The following is a 14,490-nucleotide window of genomic DNA, read 5'->3' as shown; positions in this document are numbered from 1 at the left end:
CGGACCGCTTGCGCATCTGTGTGTGGACCAGGACATGCCGGGTCCGTTGATCTGCCCGCGCTCCGGCTGAGCGCAGGAGCGGGGCGAATGCGTATGGCCCGAGGGCCATCGACGATACTCGCGGATGTGCAGGACTCGGGTTCGCTGCACGGTGGCGAGTGAATGAAGGCTAGCCAAGAAGCGGCGCTAGTGCTGTAAGAATGTGTAAGAGCAGGATGTCACACCGTTGAAATCAATGGCATCCGTTGCCCCCATTTCCCGTGCGGGCAGAGACTTGGCTTTCACATGCGCATGGGCACATTTTCGGAGGTCGAGACATTCCCCGCGGCCTTTGCAGACATTGTTTCGTCTCATGGCGCAATGGCCGGTGCGCCATGCTCGCCACTTGATCGCTTGCCGCCCGGTGGGGCGGGCAATGGGTGTTTTCTGTTTGCAACACCCTGTGAAGCGGCAGCGCGCATGAAAAAAAGCCGGCGCGGGGCCGGCCTCTTGATCATGCCACGGCGAAGAATACACGCCATGGCACTCGGCAATTCAGCGCATCAACATCAACGTGCGCTTGCGTCCGCGTACACGCGCTCACCCGCCACCCACGTCTGGGTCACGCGGGTCTTCCAGATCTCGGCCGGCGCCACCTTGAACAGGTCCTGGTCGACCAGGATGAAGTCGGCCCACTTGCCCGGCTCCAGCGAGCCCAGCGTCTTCTCCTGGTGCTCCGCGTAAGCGGCGTCCAGCGTGAAGGCGCGGAAGGCCTGGGTCAGGGTCATGGCTTCCTCCGGATGCCAGCCCTTGATCGGGCGGCCTTCGTGGTCGGTGCGCGTGACCGCCGCATGCAGGCCGTAGAAGGGATTGGCGGATTCCACCGGGAAGTCCGAGCCGCCGGCAATCACGGTGCCTTGCTTGAGCATGGTCTGCCAGGCGTAGGCGCCCTTGATGCGTTCCTTGCCGATGCGGTCCTCAGCCATGTTCATGTCGCTGGTGGCATGGGTGGGCTGCATCGAAGCGATCAGGTCGAGCTGCTTGAAGCGCGGGATGTCCGGCAGCGCAACCACCTGGGCGTGCTCGATGCGGTTGCGCAGTTCGCGGCCGCCGACTTCCTTGTAGGCCACCTCAAGCGCGTCCAGCACCTGGTGGTTGGTGGCATCGCCGATGGCGTGCACGTTGACCTGGTAGCCGGCCTTGATCGCCATCTTGACGCTGGCCTGCATGGCCGCGTCGCTCATGAACAGCAGGCCGCTGTGCACGTGGTCATCCGAGTACGGCGCCATCAGCGCCGCGCCACGGCTGCCGAGTGCGCCGTCGCCGTACAGCTTGACCGCGCGCAGGTAGTAGCGATCGTTGCCGTAGCCGGAGAGCGGGCCCTTGGCGGAGAGCGCCTTGAAGTCGTCGCCGGTGTCGCGGATCATGCCGTAGATGCGCGTGGTCAGTTTGCCCTGGTCGGCGAACTCGCGGTAGATGCGGTCTTCCTGCGCGGTCACGCCGGCGTCGCCCGCGGCGGTCAGGCCGAGCGCGTTCATGTGCGCCAGCGCGGCGGCCAGCGCGGCGCGGCGGTCGTCGTCCGAGTACGGCGGGATCACGTTGTTGACCAGCGCCATGGCCTTGTCGACCAGCACGCCGGTGGGGTTGCCGTTGGCGTCGCGCTCGATGCGCCCGCCTGCCGGGTCCTTGGTGTCGCGCGTGATGCCGGCGGCTAGCATGGCCTTGGTGTTCAGCCACGCTGCGTGGCCGTCCACGCGCACCAGGCGCACCGGGCGGTCCGATACGGCGGCGTCCAGCTCGGCCGCGGTGGGGAAGCGGCCCAGCTTCCAGTTGACCTGGTTCCAGCCGTAGCCCAGCAGCCATTTGCGCTGCGGGTTCTTGTCGCCGTAGGCGCGGATCATGCCCTGCGCTTCGGCCAGGGCCTTGGTGCCCGACAGCGAGATCTCGGTGGTCTTGAAGCCCAGGCGGAACACGTGGCCGTGCGCGTCGATCAGGCCCGGCAGCAGGGTCTTGCCCTGGCCGTCGATGCGCCTGGCATCGGGGTACTGCGCGCGCAGCGCGGTGGCGTCGCCGGTGGCCAGCACCTTGCCCTGGTCGAACACCAGGCCGGTGAAGCTGGCGACCTGGTCGTTCTTCAAGGTGTAGCCCTGCACGGATTCGATCAGCGTAGGCGCGGCGTGGGCCGACATCGTGAAGCCGACGGCCACTGCCAGCAGGCTCTTGTGGATCGCGTGTTTCAAGTCAACTCTCCTTGTTGTTGTCGTACAGCGGCTGTAGTACAGCGCTTTGGTTTTCTTATGTGCTCTCAGGATGCTTACTGCTTACTGCTCTTTATTCGCCGGTCGCCGTGGCGGGAAAGACGGAACCGGTTGCTTGCGTGCCGCGGGCCGGCGGCAGCGGCGGAAATTGCATGTCGGCATAGCGCACGAAGCGCGTCTTGCGCACGAGCCGGTAGCCCAGCCAGATGGCAAGGAAGATCGGGATGCCGATATAGGTGGCGGTCACTGCCACCCAGTCGATCTTGCCGTCCATGAAGGCCTGGTAGTTCTGGCCCAGCGTGACGATCAGGCACAGCGCAAAGGCAAAGATCGGGCCGTACGGGAAGAAGGGCGAGCGATACGGCAGGCGGGAAAGGTCCAGCCCTTGCGCGACAAAGCCGCGGCGGAAGCGGTAGTGGCTGATGGCGATGCCGAGCCAGGCGATGAAGCCGGTCATGCCCGACAGGTTCAGCAGCCACAGATAGACCGACTTGCTCTCGAACATGGAGGTCAGGAAGCACAGCGCACCCACCGCGGTGGTGGCCAGCAGCGCCGCCAGCGGCACGCCGTTGCGCGTGAGGCGTGCGAAGATGCGCGGGGCGCGGCCTTCGGTCGCCAGGTTGTAGAGCATGCGGGTGGAAGCGTACATGCCCGAGTTGCCGGCAGACAGCACGGCGGTCAGGATCACCGCGTTCATCACCCCGGCGGCAAATGCCAGTCCCGCATGGCGGAACACCAGCGTGAACGGGCTCACGCCCACCGTTTCCACATCGCTCTTGAGCAGGCTGGAATCGGTGTAGGGAATCAGGATGCCGATGATCAGGATCGCCAGCACGTAGAACAGCAGGATGCGCCAGAACACCTGGCGCACGGCGCGCGGGATGTTCTTGGCGGGATCGGCCGATTCACCGGCGGCCACGCCGATCAGCTCGGTGCCCTGGAAGGAAAAGCCTGCGATCATGGCCACGCCGATCATCGCCGGCAGGCCGCCGACGAAGGGCGCGTCGCCTGCCGTCAGGTTCACCAGCCCGGCCGGCACGCCGCCCGTATCGCCGCGCAGGATGCCGAAGATCATCAGCACGCCGATGACGATAAACGCGATCACCGTCACCACCTTGACCAGCGCGAACCAGTATTCGGCCTCGCCAAAGCCGCGCACGGAGATGGCGTTGAGCAGGAACATCAGCGTGAGGAACAGCGCGCTCCACCGCAGCCCGGGCGTATCCGGAAACCAGTACTGCATCACCAGCTGCGCCGCCGCCAGTTCCACGGCGATGGTCACCGCCCAGTTGTACCAGTAGTTCCAGCCCAGCGCGAAGCCGAAGCCTTCCTCCACGTAGAGCGCGCCGTAGGTGGCGAACGATCCCGACACCGGCATGTACGCCGCCAGCTCGCCCAGGCTGGTCATCAGGAAGTACACCATGGCGCCGATCAGGATGTAGGCCGCCAGCGCGCCGCCCGGGCCGGCCTGCGCGATGGTGGCGCCGGAGGCCACGAACAGGCCGGTGCCGATCGAGCCGCCGATGGCAATCATGGTGAGATGGCGCGCGCGCAAGGTGCGGCGCAGGGTGGGGGGAGGAGGGCGGGATGCGGGTTGCTGGCTGGTCATGGATAAGAGGAATTGGAGCGCGGAAGCCGGATGTGCCGGTGTGGCCCGCATTGACTGGCGCTGCCGGCATCCGACCTGGCCCGGCCAGCACAAGGCAGGATGCACGGCAGTACATTTACCGGCTGGTACATTGGGCGGCATCATAAGAGAAAACGCCGCCTGGGGAAAGGCGCGGGGCGGGGCTGCGGCGGGTTTTGCGCTGGTTGCGGTGCGGCATGGCTAGAATCTGGGGTTTGCATCCTCGCGGTATCCGGACCGATCCTCATGAACCTGCCCTTCAACGACAGCTATCTTCTACACATCGCGCTTAGCGTCGGCATCGTGCTGGCCGGCATGCTGGCCGTGAAGTTCATCAACCGCTTTTTCCAGGCCCGCCAGCAGGGGGACAAGGACAACCGCGGCAGCTATCGCACGTGGACCGTGGCCTCGCGCAATGCGGTTGCCGCGGTGGTGTTCCTGCTGCTGCTGGGCATCTGGGTGTCCGAGCTCAAGAGCGTGGCGATCTCGCTGACCGCTTTCGCGGTGGCCCTGGTGATCGGCGGCAAGGAACTGGTGATGTGCTTCCTTGGCGCCTTCCTGCGCATGATGGCGCGCCCCTTCCAGCTTGGCGATATCGTCGAGATCGGCCCGCATTCCGGCGAGGTGGTGGACATGGACGCGCTCACCACCACGCTGGTGGAAATTGCCGGCGCGCGCCAGTTCACGGGTTCCACGGTGCAGATTCCCAACAGCATGTTGCTGACGGTCGCCGTGCGCAACCACTCCCAGGCGGGCAAGTACACCCTGGACACGCTGCGCATCCCGTTGCCGGAGAAGAGCGACCCGGACCGCGTCGAGGCCGACCTGATCGCGATCACGGAAGAGGTGTGCGCCGGCTTCCTGGCCGAGGCCCGGCACAGCCTGCAGGAATACGGCGGCTCGCGCTTTCTCGATCTCTCGCAGTTCGAGCCGCGCGTGATGTTCGAAGCCATGGCGGCGGACCGGCTCGATGCGCTGGTGCGGTTCCCGGTGCCGGTGGCCTCGCGGCTGTCGATTGCGCAGCAGATTCTGCGCAAGTACCACCAGCGGCGCAACGCGGAACCGGCCGCTGCTGCTGTCGCTGTTGCTGCGGCGCCCGCGCCCGCACCCGCACAATAGGACAAGGCAGCGTCGCATTCCTGATCCTAAGGCGCGTGGCCGGGCGGCAGGCCGGGGGCGGGCGCTGTTTTATGGCTTCACTGAACGGCGTTTCGGTTGTATGGTAGCCGTGCCGCCGCCGTTGCCGGGGACGGGAATCTTAGCGAATTGTGCCGAACAAGATCGAACAAGATCGAACAACGAGGAGACCCATGAAAGCCGCTGTCCTGCATCAACCCAAGACCCCGCTGGTGATCGAAGACGTCGCCATTGGCAAGCCGGGCCCGCACGAGGTGCTGCTGCGCACGGCGGCGGTGGGCGTTTGCCACTCGGACCTGCATTTTCTAGACGGCGCCTATCCCTTCCCGATGCCGGTGGTGCTTGGGCACGAGGCGGCCGGCGTGGTCGAGCAGGTGGGTTCCGAAGTGCGCACGGTCAAGCCCGGCGATCACGTGATCACTTGCCTGTCGGCCTATTGCGGCCATTGCGAGCACTGCCTGACCGGCCACCTCTCGCTGTGCGTGGAGCCTGACACCAAGCGCCGCGAGGGCGAGGAGCCGCGCCTGCTGGCGGCCAAGGGCGGGCCGATGAACCAGTTCCTGAACCTGTCGGCCTTTGCCGAGCAGATGCTGATCCACGAGCACGCGCTGGTGGCCATCCGCCGCGATATGCCGCTGGACCGCGCCGCGCTGATCGGCTGCGCGGTGACCACCGGCATGGGCGCGGTCATCCACACCGCGCGCGTGAGCCCGGGCGAGACCGTGGCGGTGATCGGCTGCGGCGGCATCGGGCTGGCCACCATCAACAGCGCGGCCATTGCCGGTGCGGGCCGCATCATCGCGATCGACCGGGTGCCCGGCAAGCTGGAACTTGCCAGGCAATTCGGCGCGACCGATGTGATCAACGCGGCTGACGTGGATGCGGTGGAAGCCGTGCGCGAGCTGACCCGTGGCGGCGTGCACCATGCGTTCGAAGCCATCGGCCTGAAGCAGACCGCCGAGCAAGCCTTCTCCATGCTGCGCCGCGGCGGCACCGCCACGGTGATCGGCATGATCGCGCCAGGCGTGAAGATCGAGATCAAGGGCACGGACTTCCTGGCCGAGAAGCGCATCCAGGGCTCGATGATGGGCTCCAACCGCTTCCCGGTGGACATGCCGCGACTGGTCGATTTCTACCTGTCGGGCAAGCTCAAGCTGGACGAGCTGATCTCGCGCCGCATGCCGCTGGAGAACATCAACGAGGCCTTTGACGAACTGCGCCGCGGCGAACTGGCGCGCTCCGTGATCATGTTCGAGCACTGAAGCCCGGCGGCGGCCTGGGCCGCCGTTTTCCCCGCCACGCCAGCGCGCCGCCCGCGCCGGCGAGACACGCTCTCCCAGGCAGCTACCACGCACATCACAGCGCTGGTCAGGCCGCCTACCATCCGCCTTCGGTCACGCGGGCTTTGCGGCCATCGCGCGCTCGCAACAGGCCGGCACTGGTGCTTGGCTTCATGGCAAAAGCTCCTCCCGTTCTCCGTGCGGGAAATTTGCCACAGATCGGGGAGAAACGCACCAGAAGCCTGTGGGGCCGGGTTGCTATCCGGCTATGCCAGCGGCCGGCCCGGCGTGGCCGACGCCGCGGCCTCGGCCGCCCGCCGCACAGCTGCCGGGTAGCGCACCGTGAAGATGACGGCGCCGGCGAACGCAGCCACCGTCGCCGCCACGTCGACCCACAACGGGATGGTGCTGACGTATTCCGCCGCCGCGTCGGCGGCCACCATCACGGCCAGCGCGGCGGCCCACGCCAGCGTGATATGCCGGTTCACCGCCAGGAAGCGCGGCGACGCCCAGTATTCCCTGGGCACCTGCTCGCGGGCATATTGCAGCGTGAACGGGCGTCCGATCGCCAGCGAGACCAGCACGATCGCCAGCAGGCCTGCATCGACCGCGAGCCGTACCGTGGCCACCGTCCATTGGGGCGAGGCGCTGACCGTATAGAGCAACAGCAGCGCGAACAGGGCCAGGCTGCCCAGCTCCAGCACCTTGAGCGATTCGCCGCGCCGCCACATGCGCAGGCACAGCAACAGCGAGACCACGAAGGCCGCGGCCAGGCCGGCCAGCGGCGAGATGCTCCGCATGGCGATAAAAAAAGCGACGAACGGGGCAAAGCCAATCAGTATTCCCATGCTGTTCTCCTTGGGTTGGTTTGCGGCCCGAACCAAGCCCGGCCGCCAGGCAGTGGATGTCGATGCGTGTCTTGTTGCCGGCTCAGTCCGCGCCGCACCAGTTGCCATGAAAGCCGAACGGCACGCGGTGCGAAAGCTGTACCGTGGCAACCGGCCCATCGGCGACCGCGCTGGCATCCAGCACGACCAGGTCGCTGCGCGCCTGCACGCCCCGGTAGACGGTAGCCAGCAGCCAGCCATCGCCTTCGGCGCTGTCGGCTGCGCGCGGCACAAACACCGGCTCGGAGAAGGCATCGCCCTCGGGCAACTGGTAGGTGGCGCGCTTGCCGCTGCGCAGGTCCAGGTGGGCCAGGCTGTCGTAGCTGCCACGCTCGCTGCTCTCGTATTGGCGGAACGCGTAATAGCCATGGTGATAAGGCAGCGTGGAGAAGCGCTCGTCGAAGCGCGGGAACTCGCCCGCCGTGTCGTCCAGGTATTCGCGCGTGAACGTGTCCGACTTGCCGGCCATGTCGAAGGTCCAGCGGCACAGCCGAGCGCCGGTGCTGTTGCCGTCGGGATTGAAAATGGGGGAGGATTCATACTGCATCACGTCGGCGATGACCTTGTTGCCGGCGTCCCAGGCATTCATCACGTGAAACACGTAGCAGGCCTCGCCACGGAACCAGCGCATCTGCGCGGTGCCGCCATTGCGCGGCATGATGCCGATGTGCGAGTCCTTTTGCGGCTCCCACGCGTAGGCCGGCTCGCCGCGCATGGCGCGCTCCATGCTGCCGGTGAGCGGCAGGATGGGAAACAGCACATGTTTCTGCGTGACCATGAAATCGTGGACCATGCTGGGAAACGGCGCTTCGAAGTGTTCGAGGCGCTGCAGCTGCCCGTTGCGATCCACCACGCCGTAGCGCATGCCGGGGGTGAAGGGGCCATCGGCCGAATATGCGAAGAACACCATCTCGCCGGTCACGGGGTCCACCTTGGGGTGCGCGGTCATGGCGCCGGTGAGCTTGCCGCCGTAGTCGACATCGCCGCGCGTGGCCAGGGTCTGGGCGTCCAGCTCCACCGGCAGGTCGGCTTCTTCCAGCGCCAGCAGGCGGCCGGCGTGGCTGAGGATATTGGTGTTGGCCACGCCGTCGTTCTGCCCGAGCACTGACGGATCGGTGGTGGCCGGGTTGCCCCAGCTGCCGAACGGCGCCTGCCCCGCGGCCTGCTCGCGCTGGAACTTGTTGGTGCGTACCCAACGGTTGCGGTAGCGCACGCGGCCGTCTTCAATGTGGAAGGCGTGCACCATGCCATCGCCGATGAACCAGTGGTAATGCGCATCGCGCGGGGCGTACTGCGGGTTTGGCCCGTTGCGGTAGAGCGTGCCGCGCAGCGCGCGTGGCAGCTCGCCAAGCACCGGCAGGTCGGGCGCATCGCATTCCATCAGGATGGGGGCGAAGTTGCCGCTGAGATAGGGTGTGGACGGGAACGGCTGGCTCATTGGGAGCTCCTTTTTCTCTGCTGCCGGATTGGCTTCGGCATAACTGGGGGGACGGGTTCGCTAACGGCTTCATGATCTGCTTCATGACCCGCTTCGAGACTGGCCTCGGGCATGGCTGCGGGCATGGCTGCGGGCATGGGCGCGCGCATGCCCGCAGCCAGCAGCCGCAGCATCTCGGTGTGGATGACGCGGAAATCGGGGTCGCCGGGCAGTTTGCCGGCCAGGCGCAGCATCACCAGCCCGTGGATCGAGGCCCAGATCACATAGCTCAGCACCTGCGGGTCGCCATGGATCAGGCCGCGCTGCGCCATGGTCTCCAGATGCGCGCTCATGGTGCGGCGCGCACGCGAGCCGGCGCGCTCCAGGTCGGGGTAGCGGTCGTCGTCCGGCTGGGTCATGTCGAACATCAGCCGGTAGGCATTGGGCTCGGCAAAGGCAAAGGCGAGATAGGCCTCGCCCACCGCGCGCGCGCGTTCGCGCGGCTCGGCAACGCTGGCGCCGGCGGCCTCAAGGGTGGCGGCGAAACGGTCGAACGCGGCGGTGCGCACCGTGGCCAGGATGTCGTCCTTGTCCTTGAAGTAACGGTAGGGCGTCATCGGGCTGCAGCCCAGTTCCTCGGCGAGCTGGCGCATGCTCACGCTGGCTACGCCGCCTTCGGCGAAGCGCCGCTCCGCTACCGCGCACAGGCGGGCCTTGAACGCGTCGATCTCTTCCTGGGTGAGGTTTCTTGCCATGTCTGTTGGGGTGAGGCGATCGGTGTGTGCTGATTGAGGCATGTCGCCTTCTGCTGCGATGCTGCTTCGGCAACGATAATTTACAGTGTAGATTTACGATGTAAATAGTCAAGGAAAGAACGGAAGGCAACGCTGCCCGCTAGGCGCCCGCGCGTCATTGTTCGCCGCATGGGACAATCACCCACATTGACGCGCACGACTCGCGAGGCGCGCCACGTGGCATGGGGATGGCGAATGAAGACGATCGAATGGAAGGACTGGGAGATTTTCTGCCGGGTGGTGGAGGGCGCCAGTTTCACCAAGGGGGCGGATCTGGCCGACGTGCCGAAGTCATCCGCCAGCGCGGCGGTGTCGCGGCTGGAAGTGCAGCTGGGCGTGCGCCTGTTCGAGCGCACCACGCGCCGCGTGCGGGTGACCGAGCGGGGCCAGCAACTCTACGACCGGGTTGCGCCCCTCTTTAACGAGCTGCGCGAAATCAGCGCCGAGGCGGTGTCGGTCAGCGAGCAAGTCAGTGGAACACTGCGCATTTCCACACCCTACGAGGTTGGCTCCCTGCACATCTCGCCCATCCTCACGCAGTTGCTGCGGCTGCATCCCGAGCTGCGCGTGCAGGTCGATGTGAGCTGGGAGCAGCCCGACCTGGTCGAGCAAGGCTACGACCTGGCCTTTGTGATGACGACCACCGGCCTGCACGACAGCTCCTTTGCCAGCAAGCGGGTGGTGCGCATCGAGCGCGGCTTTTTTGCCGCGCCATCGCTGATCCGCGCGCGGGGCTTGCCGCGCACGCCACAGGAGCTGGCCGGCTGGCCCATGCTGGGCGATGCGGAGGACCGGCGCTGGGAGTTCCTGCGCGACGGCGTGGAGGTGGCCAGCATGGCGGTGGAGCCGCGCATGCGCACGCAGAGCGCGGAGATCCGCCTGAAAGCCGCCACCGATGGCCTTGGCGTGGCCCGGCTCTCGCCGCGCTACGCGCAGGATGAGCTGGATCAGGGGCGCCTGGTGCGGGTGCTGCCGGCGTATTCGTCGTCGCCGCTGAAGGTGTTTGTGCTGATGCCCGCGCGCAAGCTGATGCCGGCCAGCGTCAGGGCATTTCTCGATGTGCTGGAGCGCACCTTGGGCGCCACGGATCGGCAGGGCGCGGTTGACGTGGGGATCACTGGCTGAGGCCGCGGTGCGACCGGGGCCAGCTCCGCAGCCTCAATACGCCTGGTCGCCGGTCCTGATCTCCAGCCCCAGTGTTTCGGCCAGGGTGGTCATTTCTTCATCATCCTCGCCGCGGGCGATCCAGCCTGCATAGGCATCGCCGTCGGTGTTCCAGTTCCAGAGCGTGATGCCGGCCAGCCGCAACTGCTCATGAGCCAGTTCCATCAGCTCCGGCACGCTGGCTTTCTCCAGGAACTCCTCATCCTCCGGATCCTCCACGCCCCAGTCCAGCTCGATATCGACCCTGGCGCACAGCTCATCCATGCAACTGATGAAGGACGTGGCGTCTTTCCAGTCCACATAGAAGCCCGCTTCCCAGTCGATCACGTCCTTCAGGATCCAGAGCAGTTCCTGGCCTTCGACCGCATCCGCGTCGTCCGAGTTGGCGAGGGCTTCGTCGAACAGCATCTGATGCTTCTCCACCATGGCTGCGTCGTCGAAGTCGATCAGCTCAATCAGGCGCCAGAGCGCCTCGCGCGCCTCGTTACTCAGTTCGTCGCTCATTGCATCAGCCCTCCATCGGTGCGGCGCCGGCTTGGCGCGTTGAAAACGGAAATGGTGTTGTCCACGGATGAGCCTGCGCTCAGCCGGCAATGCGCAGGATCTCGCGTTGCCCGCGCGGCGTCACGCGCAGCGCGCGCGATGTGGTCGTGGGCTCGATCCAGCTGTTGGCCATCATGATATCGAGCAGCGCCGCGCCAAGCGCGCCGCCAAGGTGCGGCTTGCGCTCGCTCCAGTCGGGGCAGGTGCAGGCAAACTGCCGCCGCTTGCGGCGCGCGAGATCCAGGTCCACGCCAAGCTGCACCATGCCCGCACTGCCGCTGTCGGTGAGGTCCACTGCCGTGCCGTCCACCACGATCCAGTTGGCATGCGACATGCGTTCGAACAGGAAAACCGCAAGCTCGCCCGCCAGGTGGTCATAGCAGGTGCGCGCCTGGCGCAAGGCCGCCGGCGCGGTACGCGACGCGGGCACCGCGCGCACGCGCGGCGGCTGGCTGGCCAGCGACGCACTGGCGAGCGCCTCGATGGCTACGCCGATCTCCGGCGTGGCGAGCCGGTAGTAGCGATTGCGCCCGCGCGTCTGCACGGCGAGCAGGCCACCCTCACTGAGCCGCGCCAGGTGACCGCTGGTGGACGATGCCGACAAGCCGGCGATGGCTGCAAGCTCGCCGGCCGGGCGGGCGCTGCCGTCCATCAGCGCCCACAACATGGCGGCGCGTCCCGGGTCGGCAAGCAGGCCGGCCATCTGGCTGATGCTGGGAGCGTATTCCATAGTTCATTCCGCAATGAAGCAACGAATGCAGTATAGACGCTCGGAGGACCATAGCGGTGGCCGCCGCAAAGGTGCGTGCGCGGAAAAAAGTGATCTTTGGCATCCCTCGCGAAACGGCGGGGTCAGGCCATAGCCTGTCTTCATGCAGGGATCCGAGGGAAATGGCGCACCCAGCGCACGTTCATTGCGTTTTCAGCCTCATCTTGCCAGCCAGCCGCATGCCGTCACGAAAGCTCATGCCCAGCAGGGTCAGCATTGCCACGCTGCCGGCGATGCCATGCACGATCGGTTTCATGGATCCTCCTTCCGCGCTCAAATATTGACAACCAGTTTCCATTAATGGAAACTGGTTGTCAATATGGGGTCGGCAGAAGATTGTAAGGAAGCGCGACGCCGCCAGCATGCCAGGCGCCTCTTGCCGTCGCCTCTCTTGATCGTGCTTTCCCAGGGACGAGTGCGCTATGCGCCGATGTCCACTTCGGCGTCGACCTCGGCATGCATCGCAGCAAGCCCCTCGATCACCCTGGCGGCGGCCTCCAGGTCGGCCGCGCTGAACGCGGTGGCAAGCTTTGCCGCGTGCTCCCGCCACTGCTGGTCCACCGTGCGGTAGGTGCGTTGGCCGCGTTCGGTGAGCACGTATAGTGGCGAGCGCTTGTGCATGGGGTTGGGACACGCTTCGATGAAGCCCTCGTCGGCAAGCAGATTGAGTTGCTTCAGGGCACCTTGCCGGGTCACGCCCATATTGGCCGCGATCTGCGGCGCGGTCAGTGATTTGCCGGCTAGCGCAAGCGCGCCGAGCATTTGCCAGCGCGCGCTCGTCAATCCCAGCGGGGCCACGAAGCTGTCGCCCCAGGCCAGGAGCCGGCCGTTCAGCTGAAACACCGACAGGACGATGCGGGTCAATTGTTCGCTCTTCTGAATTCGCATGAAGGTCCTTGTAATTGACAACCAGTTTACGATGATGGGGTGAATTGTCAAACGCCCGTATGCTTGACGCGGGCGGATGGCGGGCATGGCTGGCATGGCATCCCCCGGCTTTGCGGCCCCGGTCCGCATTCCACATTTCACATCGTCATGAAACGTCGCGCGGCGCGCGACGGCATACTGCTTGTGTGCTCTCGATCCGCCTCCTCATGCCCTTGCCGACCGCCATGCCAATGCCGTCCGACCCGCTTTGCGCCGTGATGCATCCCGATCCGGCGCCGTACTACCGCACCCTTGCCGCGCAGCGGCCGTTCTATCGCGACGAAGCGCTTGGGCTATGGGTTGCCGCCGGCGCCGCCGAGGTGCAGGCCGTGCTGACCCATCCCGCTTGCCGCGTGCGGCCGCCCGCGCAAGCCGTGCCGCCAGCGCTGGCGGGCAGCCCGGCCGGCGCACTGTTCGGTGGCCTGATCCGCATGAACGATGGGGACTGGCATGCGCCGCTCAAGAGCGTGCTGCGCAAACGCATGGCGTGCCTGGCGCTTGCCGGCATGGGCGCGCGGGTATTGGCGCTGGCGCAGGAACTGCCGTTTGACGCCGTCCGGCCCGGTGTCGCCGTGAACCACTGGATGTTCACCTTGCCGGTGCTGGCGGTAGCTGATGCACTTGGACTGCCGGTGACCGGCAAGCCATGCGTAGCGGGCCAGGTGGCAGCCTTCGCGCGGGCCATGTCGCCGCTGGCGACAGCGCAGGAGATTGCCGCCGGGAGCGAGGCCGCCACATGGCTCCAGGCCTGGATGCGCACGAGCCTGTCATCCGCGCCGCCGCTGGACGCACTGGTGCAGGAAGCGCATGCGGCCGGCGTGGCGCGGGAGATCATCGCAACCAATGCGATCGGCCTGCTGATCCAGGCATGCGAGGCCACCGCCGGCCTGGTCGGCAACATGCTGCTGTGCCTGGGCCGGGATACGTCCCATGGGCGAGAGCTGCCCGCGTTGGACTGCGTGGCCGCACGCGTGCTGCGGGAGGATCCGCCGGTGCAGAACACCCGGCGCTTCCTGGCCGCCGATGTCCGCCTGTGCGGTGCGCAACTGCAGGCGGGCGATACGGTGCTGGTCGTGCTGGCGGCCGCCTCGCTCGATCAGTGTGAGGCGGCGACGCCTGCGCCCTGGACCTTCGGGCGCGGCCGCCATGCATGTCCCGGCGATGCGCTGGCGTCCACGGTGGCGCAGGCCGTGGTGGCCGCGCTGTTGGCGCATGGCGCGGATCCGGCGCCGCTGGCGCGCGCATTCCGCTATCGGCCATCGGTCAACGCGCGCATTCCGTATTTTCTGTGAAGCAAGTCAAGTCGAGTCAAGTCAATAGGACCCCACCATGATCGCAGTCATCTTCGAAGTCGAGCCGGCCGAGGGCCGCAAGGACACGTACATGCAGATCGCCGCGCAACTGCGGCCCACGCTGGAGGCCATCGACGGCTTTATCTCGGTGGAGCGCTTCCAGAGCCTGACCAATCCGGGCAAGCTGCTGTCGCTGTCGTTCTTCCGCGACGAGGCCGCGGTCATGGCGTGGCGCAATACCGAGGAGCACCGGCTGGCGCAGTCGGCCGGGCGGGGCGGCGTGTTCGCGGGCTACCGGCTGCGCGTGGCGCAGGTGCTGCGCGACTACGGCTTGCATGAACGCGACGAGGCGCCGGCGGACAGCCGCGCCGTGCACGCACCCATTGCGGCGCCCGCGTCGCCGGCGCGGTGAGGGC

Annotated in this window: 13 protein-coding genes; 5 read left to right on the top strand and 8 right to left on the bottom strand. The window is 66.6% G+C overall.

The window, feature by feature from the left end; all coding sequences use genetic code 11:
• Nucleotides 1-548 precede the first annotated feature (548 nt).
• The gene (locus AC1DQR_RS13105) at nt 549-2,219 is read right to left on the bottom strand and encodes an amidohydrolase (protein ID WP_416051373.1); all 1,671 of its coding nucleotides are present in this window, start codon (nt 2,217-2,219) and stop codon (nt 549-551) included.
• A gap of 91 nt (nt 2,220-2,310) precedes the next feature.
• Nucleotides 2,311-3,846 (bottom strand): amino acid permease, encoded by a 1,536-nt coding sequence (locus AC1DQR_RS13100; RefSeq protein WP_477133122.1) that lies wholly within the window; start codon nt 3,844-3,846, stop codon nt 2,311-2,313.
• A gap of 264 nt (nt 3,847-4,110) precedes the next feature.
• Between AC1DQR_RS13100 and AC1DQR_RS13095 the strand changes: the two genes are divergently transcribed.
• Nucleotides 4,111-4,983 carry a mechanosensitive ion channel family protein gene (locus AC1DQR_RS13095; protein ID WP_477133121.1) on the top strand — a complete coding sequence of 291 codons (873 nt, stop codon included), beginning with the start codon at nt 4,111-4,113 and terminating at the stop codon, nt 4,981-4,983.
• A gap of 191 nt (nt 4,984-5,174) precedes the next feature.
• On the top strand, nt 5,175-6,263 hold the full coding sequence (locus tag AC1DQR_RS13090) for a Zn-dependent alcohol dehydrogenase (protein WP_150985147.1): 1,089 nt from the start codon (nt 5,175-5,177) through the stop codon (nt 6,261-6,263).
• A gap of 284 nt (nt 6,264-6,547) precedes the next feature.
• Here the strand turns inward: AC1DQR_RS13090 and AC1DQR_RS13085 are convergent, their stop codons facing one another.
• From AC1DQR_RS13085 to AC1DQR_RS13075, 3 genes are all read right to left on the bottom strand, one after another.
• Nucleotides 6,548-7,129 carry a hypothetical protein gene (locus AC1DQR_RS13085; protein WP_416051375.1) on the bottom strand — a complete coding sequence of 194 codons (582 nt, stop codon included), beginning with the start codon at nt 7,127-7,129 and terminating at the stop codon, nt 6,548-6,550.
• Nucleotides 7,130-7,211: 82 nt separating this feature from the next.
• The gene (locus AC1DQR_RS13080; protein WP_477133120.1) at nt 7,212-8,606 is read right to left on the bottom strand and encodes a carotenoid oxygenase family protein; all 1,395 of its coding nucleotides are present in this window, start codon (nt 8,604-8,606) and stop codon (nt 7,212-7,214) included.
• Entirely contained in the window at nt 8,603-9,340 is a 738-nt protein-coding gene (locus AC1DQR_RS13075) for a TetR/AcrR family transcriptional regulator (protein WP_416051377.1), read from the bottom strand. Before AC1DQR_RS13075 ends, AC1DQR_RS13080 begins: the two co-directional genes overlap by 4 nt.
• A 234-nt stretch (nt 9,341-9,574) precedes the next feature.
• Here AC1DQR_RS13075 and AC1DQR_RS13070 point away from each other — a divergent pair, with 234 nt between their 5' ends.
• The gene (locus tag AC1DQR_RS13070) at nt 9,575-10,504 is read left to right on the top strand and encodes a LysR family transcriptional regulator (protein WP_416051378.1); all 930 of its coding nucleotides are present in this window, start codon (nt 9,575-9,577) and stop codon (nt 10,502-10,504) included.
• Nucleotides 10,505-10,537: 33 nt separating this feature from the next.
• On the opposite strand, the gene AC1DQR_RS13065 is transcribed toward AC1DQR_RS13070, so the two are convergent.
• From AC1DQR_RS13065 to AC1DQR_RS13055, 3 genes are all read right to left on the bottom strand, one after another.
• A complete protein-coding gene (locus AC1DQR_RS13065) occupies nt 10,538-11,047 on the bottom strand; it encodes a DUF6630 family protein (protein WP_416051379.1) in 510 nt (169 codons plus the stop codon).
• A 79-nt stretch (nt 11,048-11,126) separates the two neighbouring features.
• Complete coding sequence (locus AC1DQR_RS13060) at nt 11,127-11,816, bottom strand: ArsR/SmtB family transcription factor (RefSeq protein ID WP_477133119.1); 690 nt, start codon at nt 11,814-11,816, stop codon at nt 11,127-11,129.
• Between the two features lie 459 nt (nt 11,817-12,275).
• On the bottom strand, nt 12,276-12,719 hold the full coding sequence (locus tag AC1DQR_RS13055) for a MarR family winged helix-turn-helix transcriptional regulator (protein WP_477133118.1): 444 nt from the start codon (nt 12,717-12,719) through the stop codon (nt 12,276-12,278).
• A 230-nt stretch (nt 12,720-12,949) separates the two neighbouring features.
• Here AC1DQR_RS13055 and AC1DQR_RS13050 point away from each other — a divergent pair, with 230 nt between their 5' ends.
• A complete protein-coding gene (locus tag AC1DQR_RS13050; protein ID WP_416051381.1) occupies nt 12,950-14,074 on the top strand; it encodes a cytochrome P450 family protein in 1,125 nt (374 codons plus the stop codon).
• Nucleotides 14,075-14,111: 37 nt separating this feature from the next.
• Nucleotides 14,112-14,486, top strand: a complete 375-nt coding sequence (locus AC1DQR_RS13045; protein ID WP_416051382.1) for an antibiotic biosynthesis monooxygenase family protein — start codon at nt 14,112-14,114, stop codon at nt 14,484-14,486.
• Nucleotides 14,487-14,490 lie beyond the last annotated feature (4 nt).

This window comes from Cupriavidus sp. 05L411 (assembly GCF_056398045.1).
The sequence above is the reverse complement of the archived record's forward strand: the minus strand, read 5'-3'. Positions and strand labels throughout refer to the sequence as shown.

Excerpts from the sequence above, each read along its gene's own strand:
- AC1DQR_RS13095 (WP_477133121.1), top strand. The coding sequence starts at position 4,111 with ATGAACCTGCCCTTCAACGACAGCTATCTTCTACACATCGCGCTTAGC.
- AC1DQR_RS13070 (WP_416051378.1), top strand. The coding sequence starts at position 9,575 with ATGAAGACGATCGAATGGAAGGACTGGGAGATTTTCTGCCGGGTGGTG.
- AC1DQR_RS13090 (WP_150985147.1), top strand. The coding sequence starts at position 5,175 with ATGAAAGCCGCTGTCCTGCATCAACCCAAGACCCCGCTGGTGATCGAA.
- AC1DQR_RS13085 (WP_416051375.1), bottom strand. The coding sequence starts at position 7,129 with ATGGGAATACTGATTGGCTTTGCCCCGTTCGTCGCTTTTTTTATCGCC.
- AC1DQR_RS13050 (WP_416051381.1), top strand. The coding sequence starts at position 12,950 with ATGCCCTTGCCGACCGCCATGCCAATGCCGTCCGACCCGCTTTGCGCC.
- AC1DQR_RS13075 (WP_416051377.1), bottom strand. The coding sequence starts at position 9,340 with ATGGCAAGAAACCTCACCCAGGAAGAGATCGACGCGTTCAAGGCCCGC.
- AC1DQR_RS13045 (WP_416051382.1), top strand. The coding sequence starts at position 14,112 with ATGATCGCAGTCATCTTCGAAGTCGAGCCGGCCGAGGGCCGCAAGGAC.
- AC1DQR_RS13060 (WP_477133119.1), bottom strand. The coding sequence starts at position 11,816 with ATGGAATACGCTCCCAGCATCAGCCAGATGGCCGGCCTGCTTGCCGAC.
- AC1DQR_RS13100 (WP_477133122.1), bottom strand. The coding sequence starts at position 3,846 with ATGACCAGCCAGCAACCCGCATCCCGCCCTCCTCCCCCCACCCTGCGC.
- AC1DQR_RS13065 (WP_416051379.1), bottom strand. The coding sequence starts at position 11,047 with ATGAGCGACGAACTGAGTAACGAGGCGCGCGAGGCGCTCTGGCGCCTG.
- AC1DQR_RS13080 (WP_477133120.1), bottom strand. The coding sequence starts at position 8,606 with ATGAGCCAGCCGTTCCCGTCCACACCCTATCTCAGCGGCAACTTCGCC.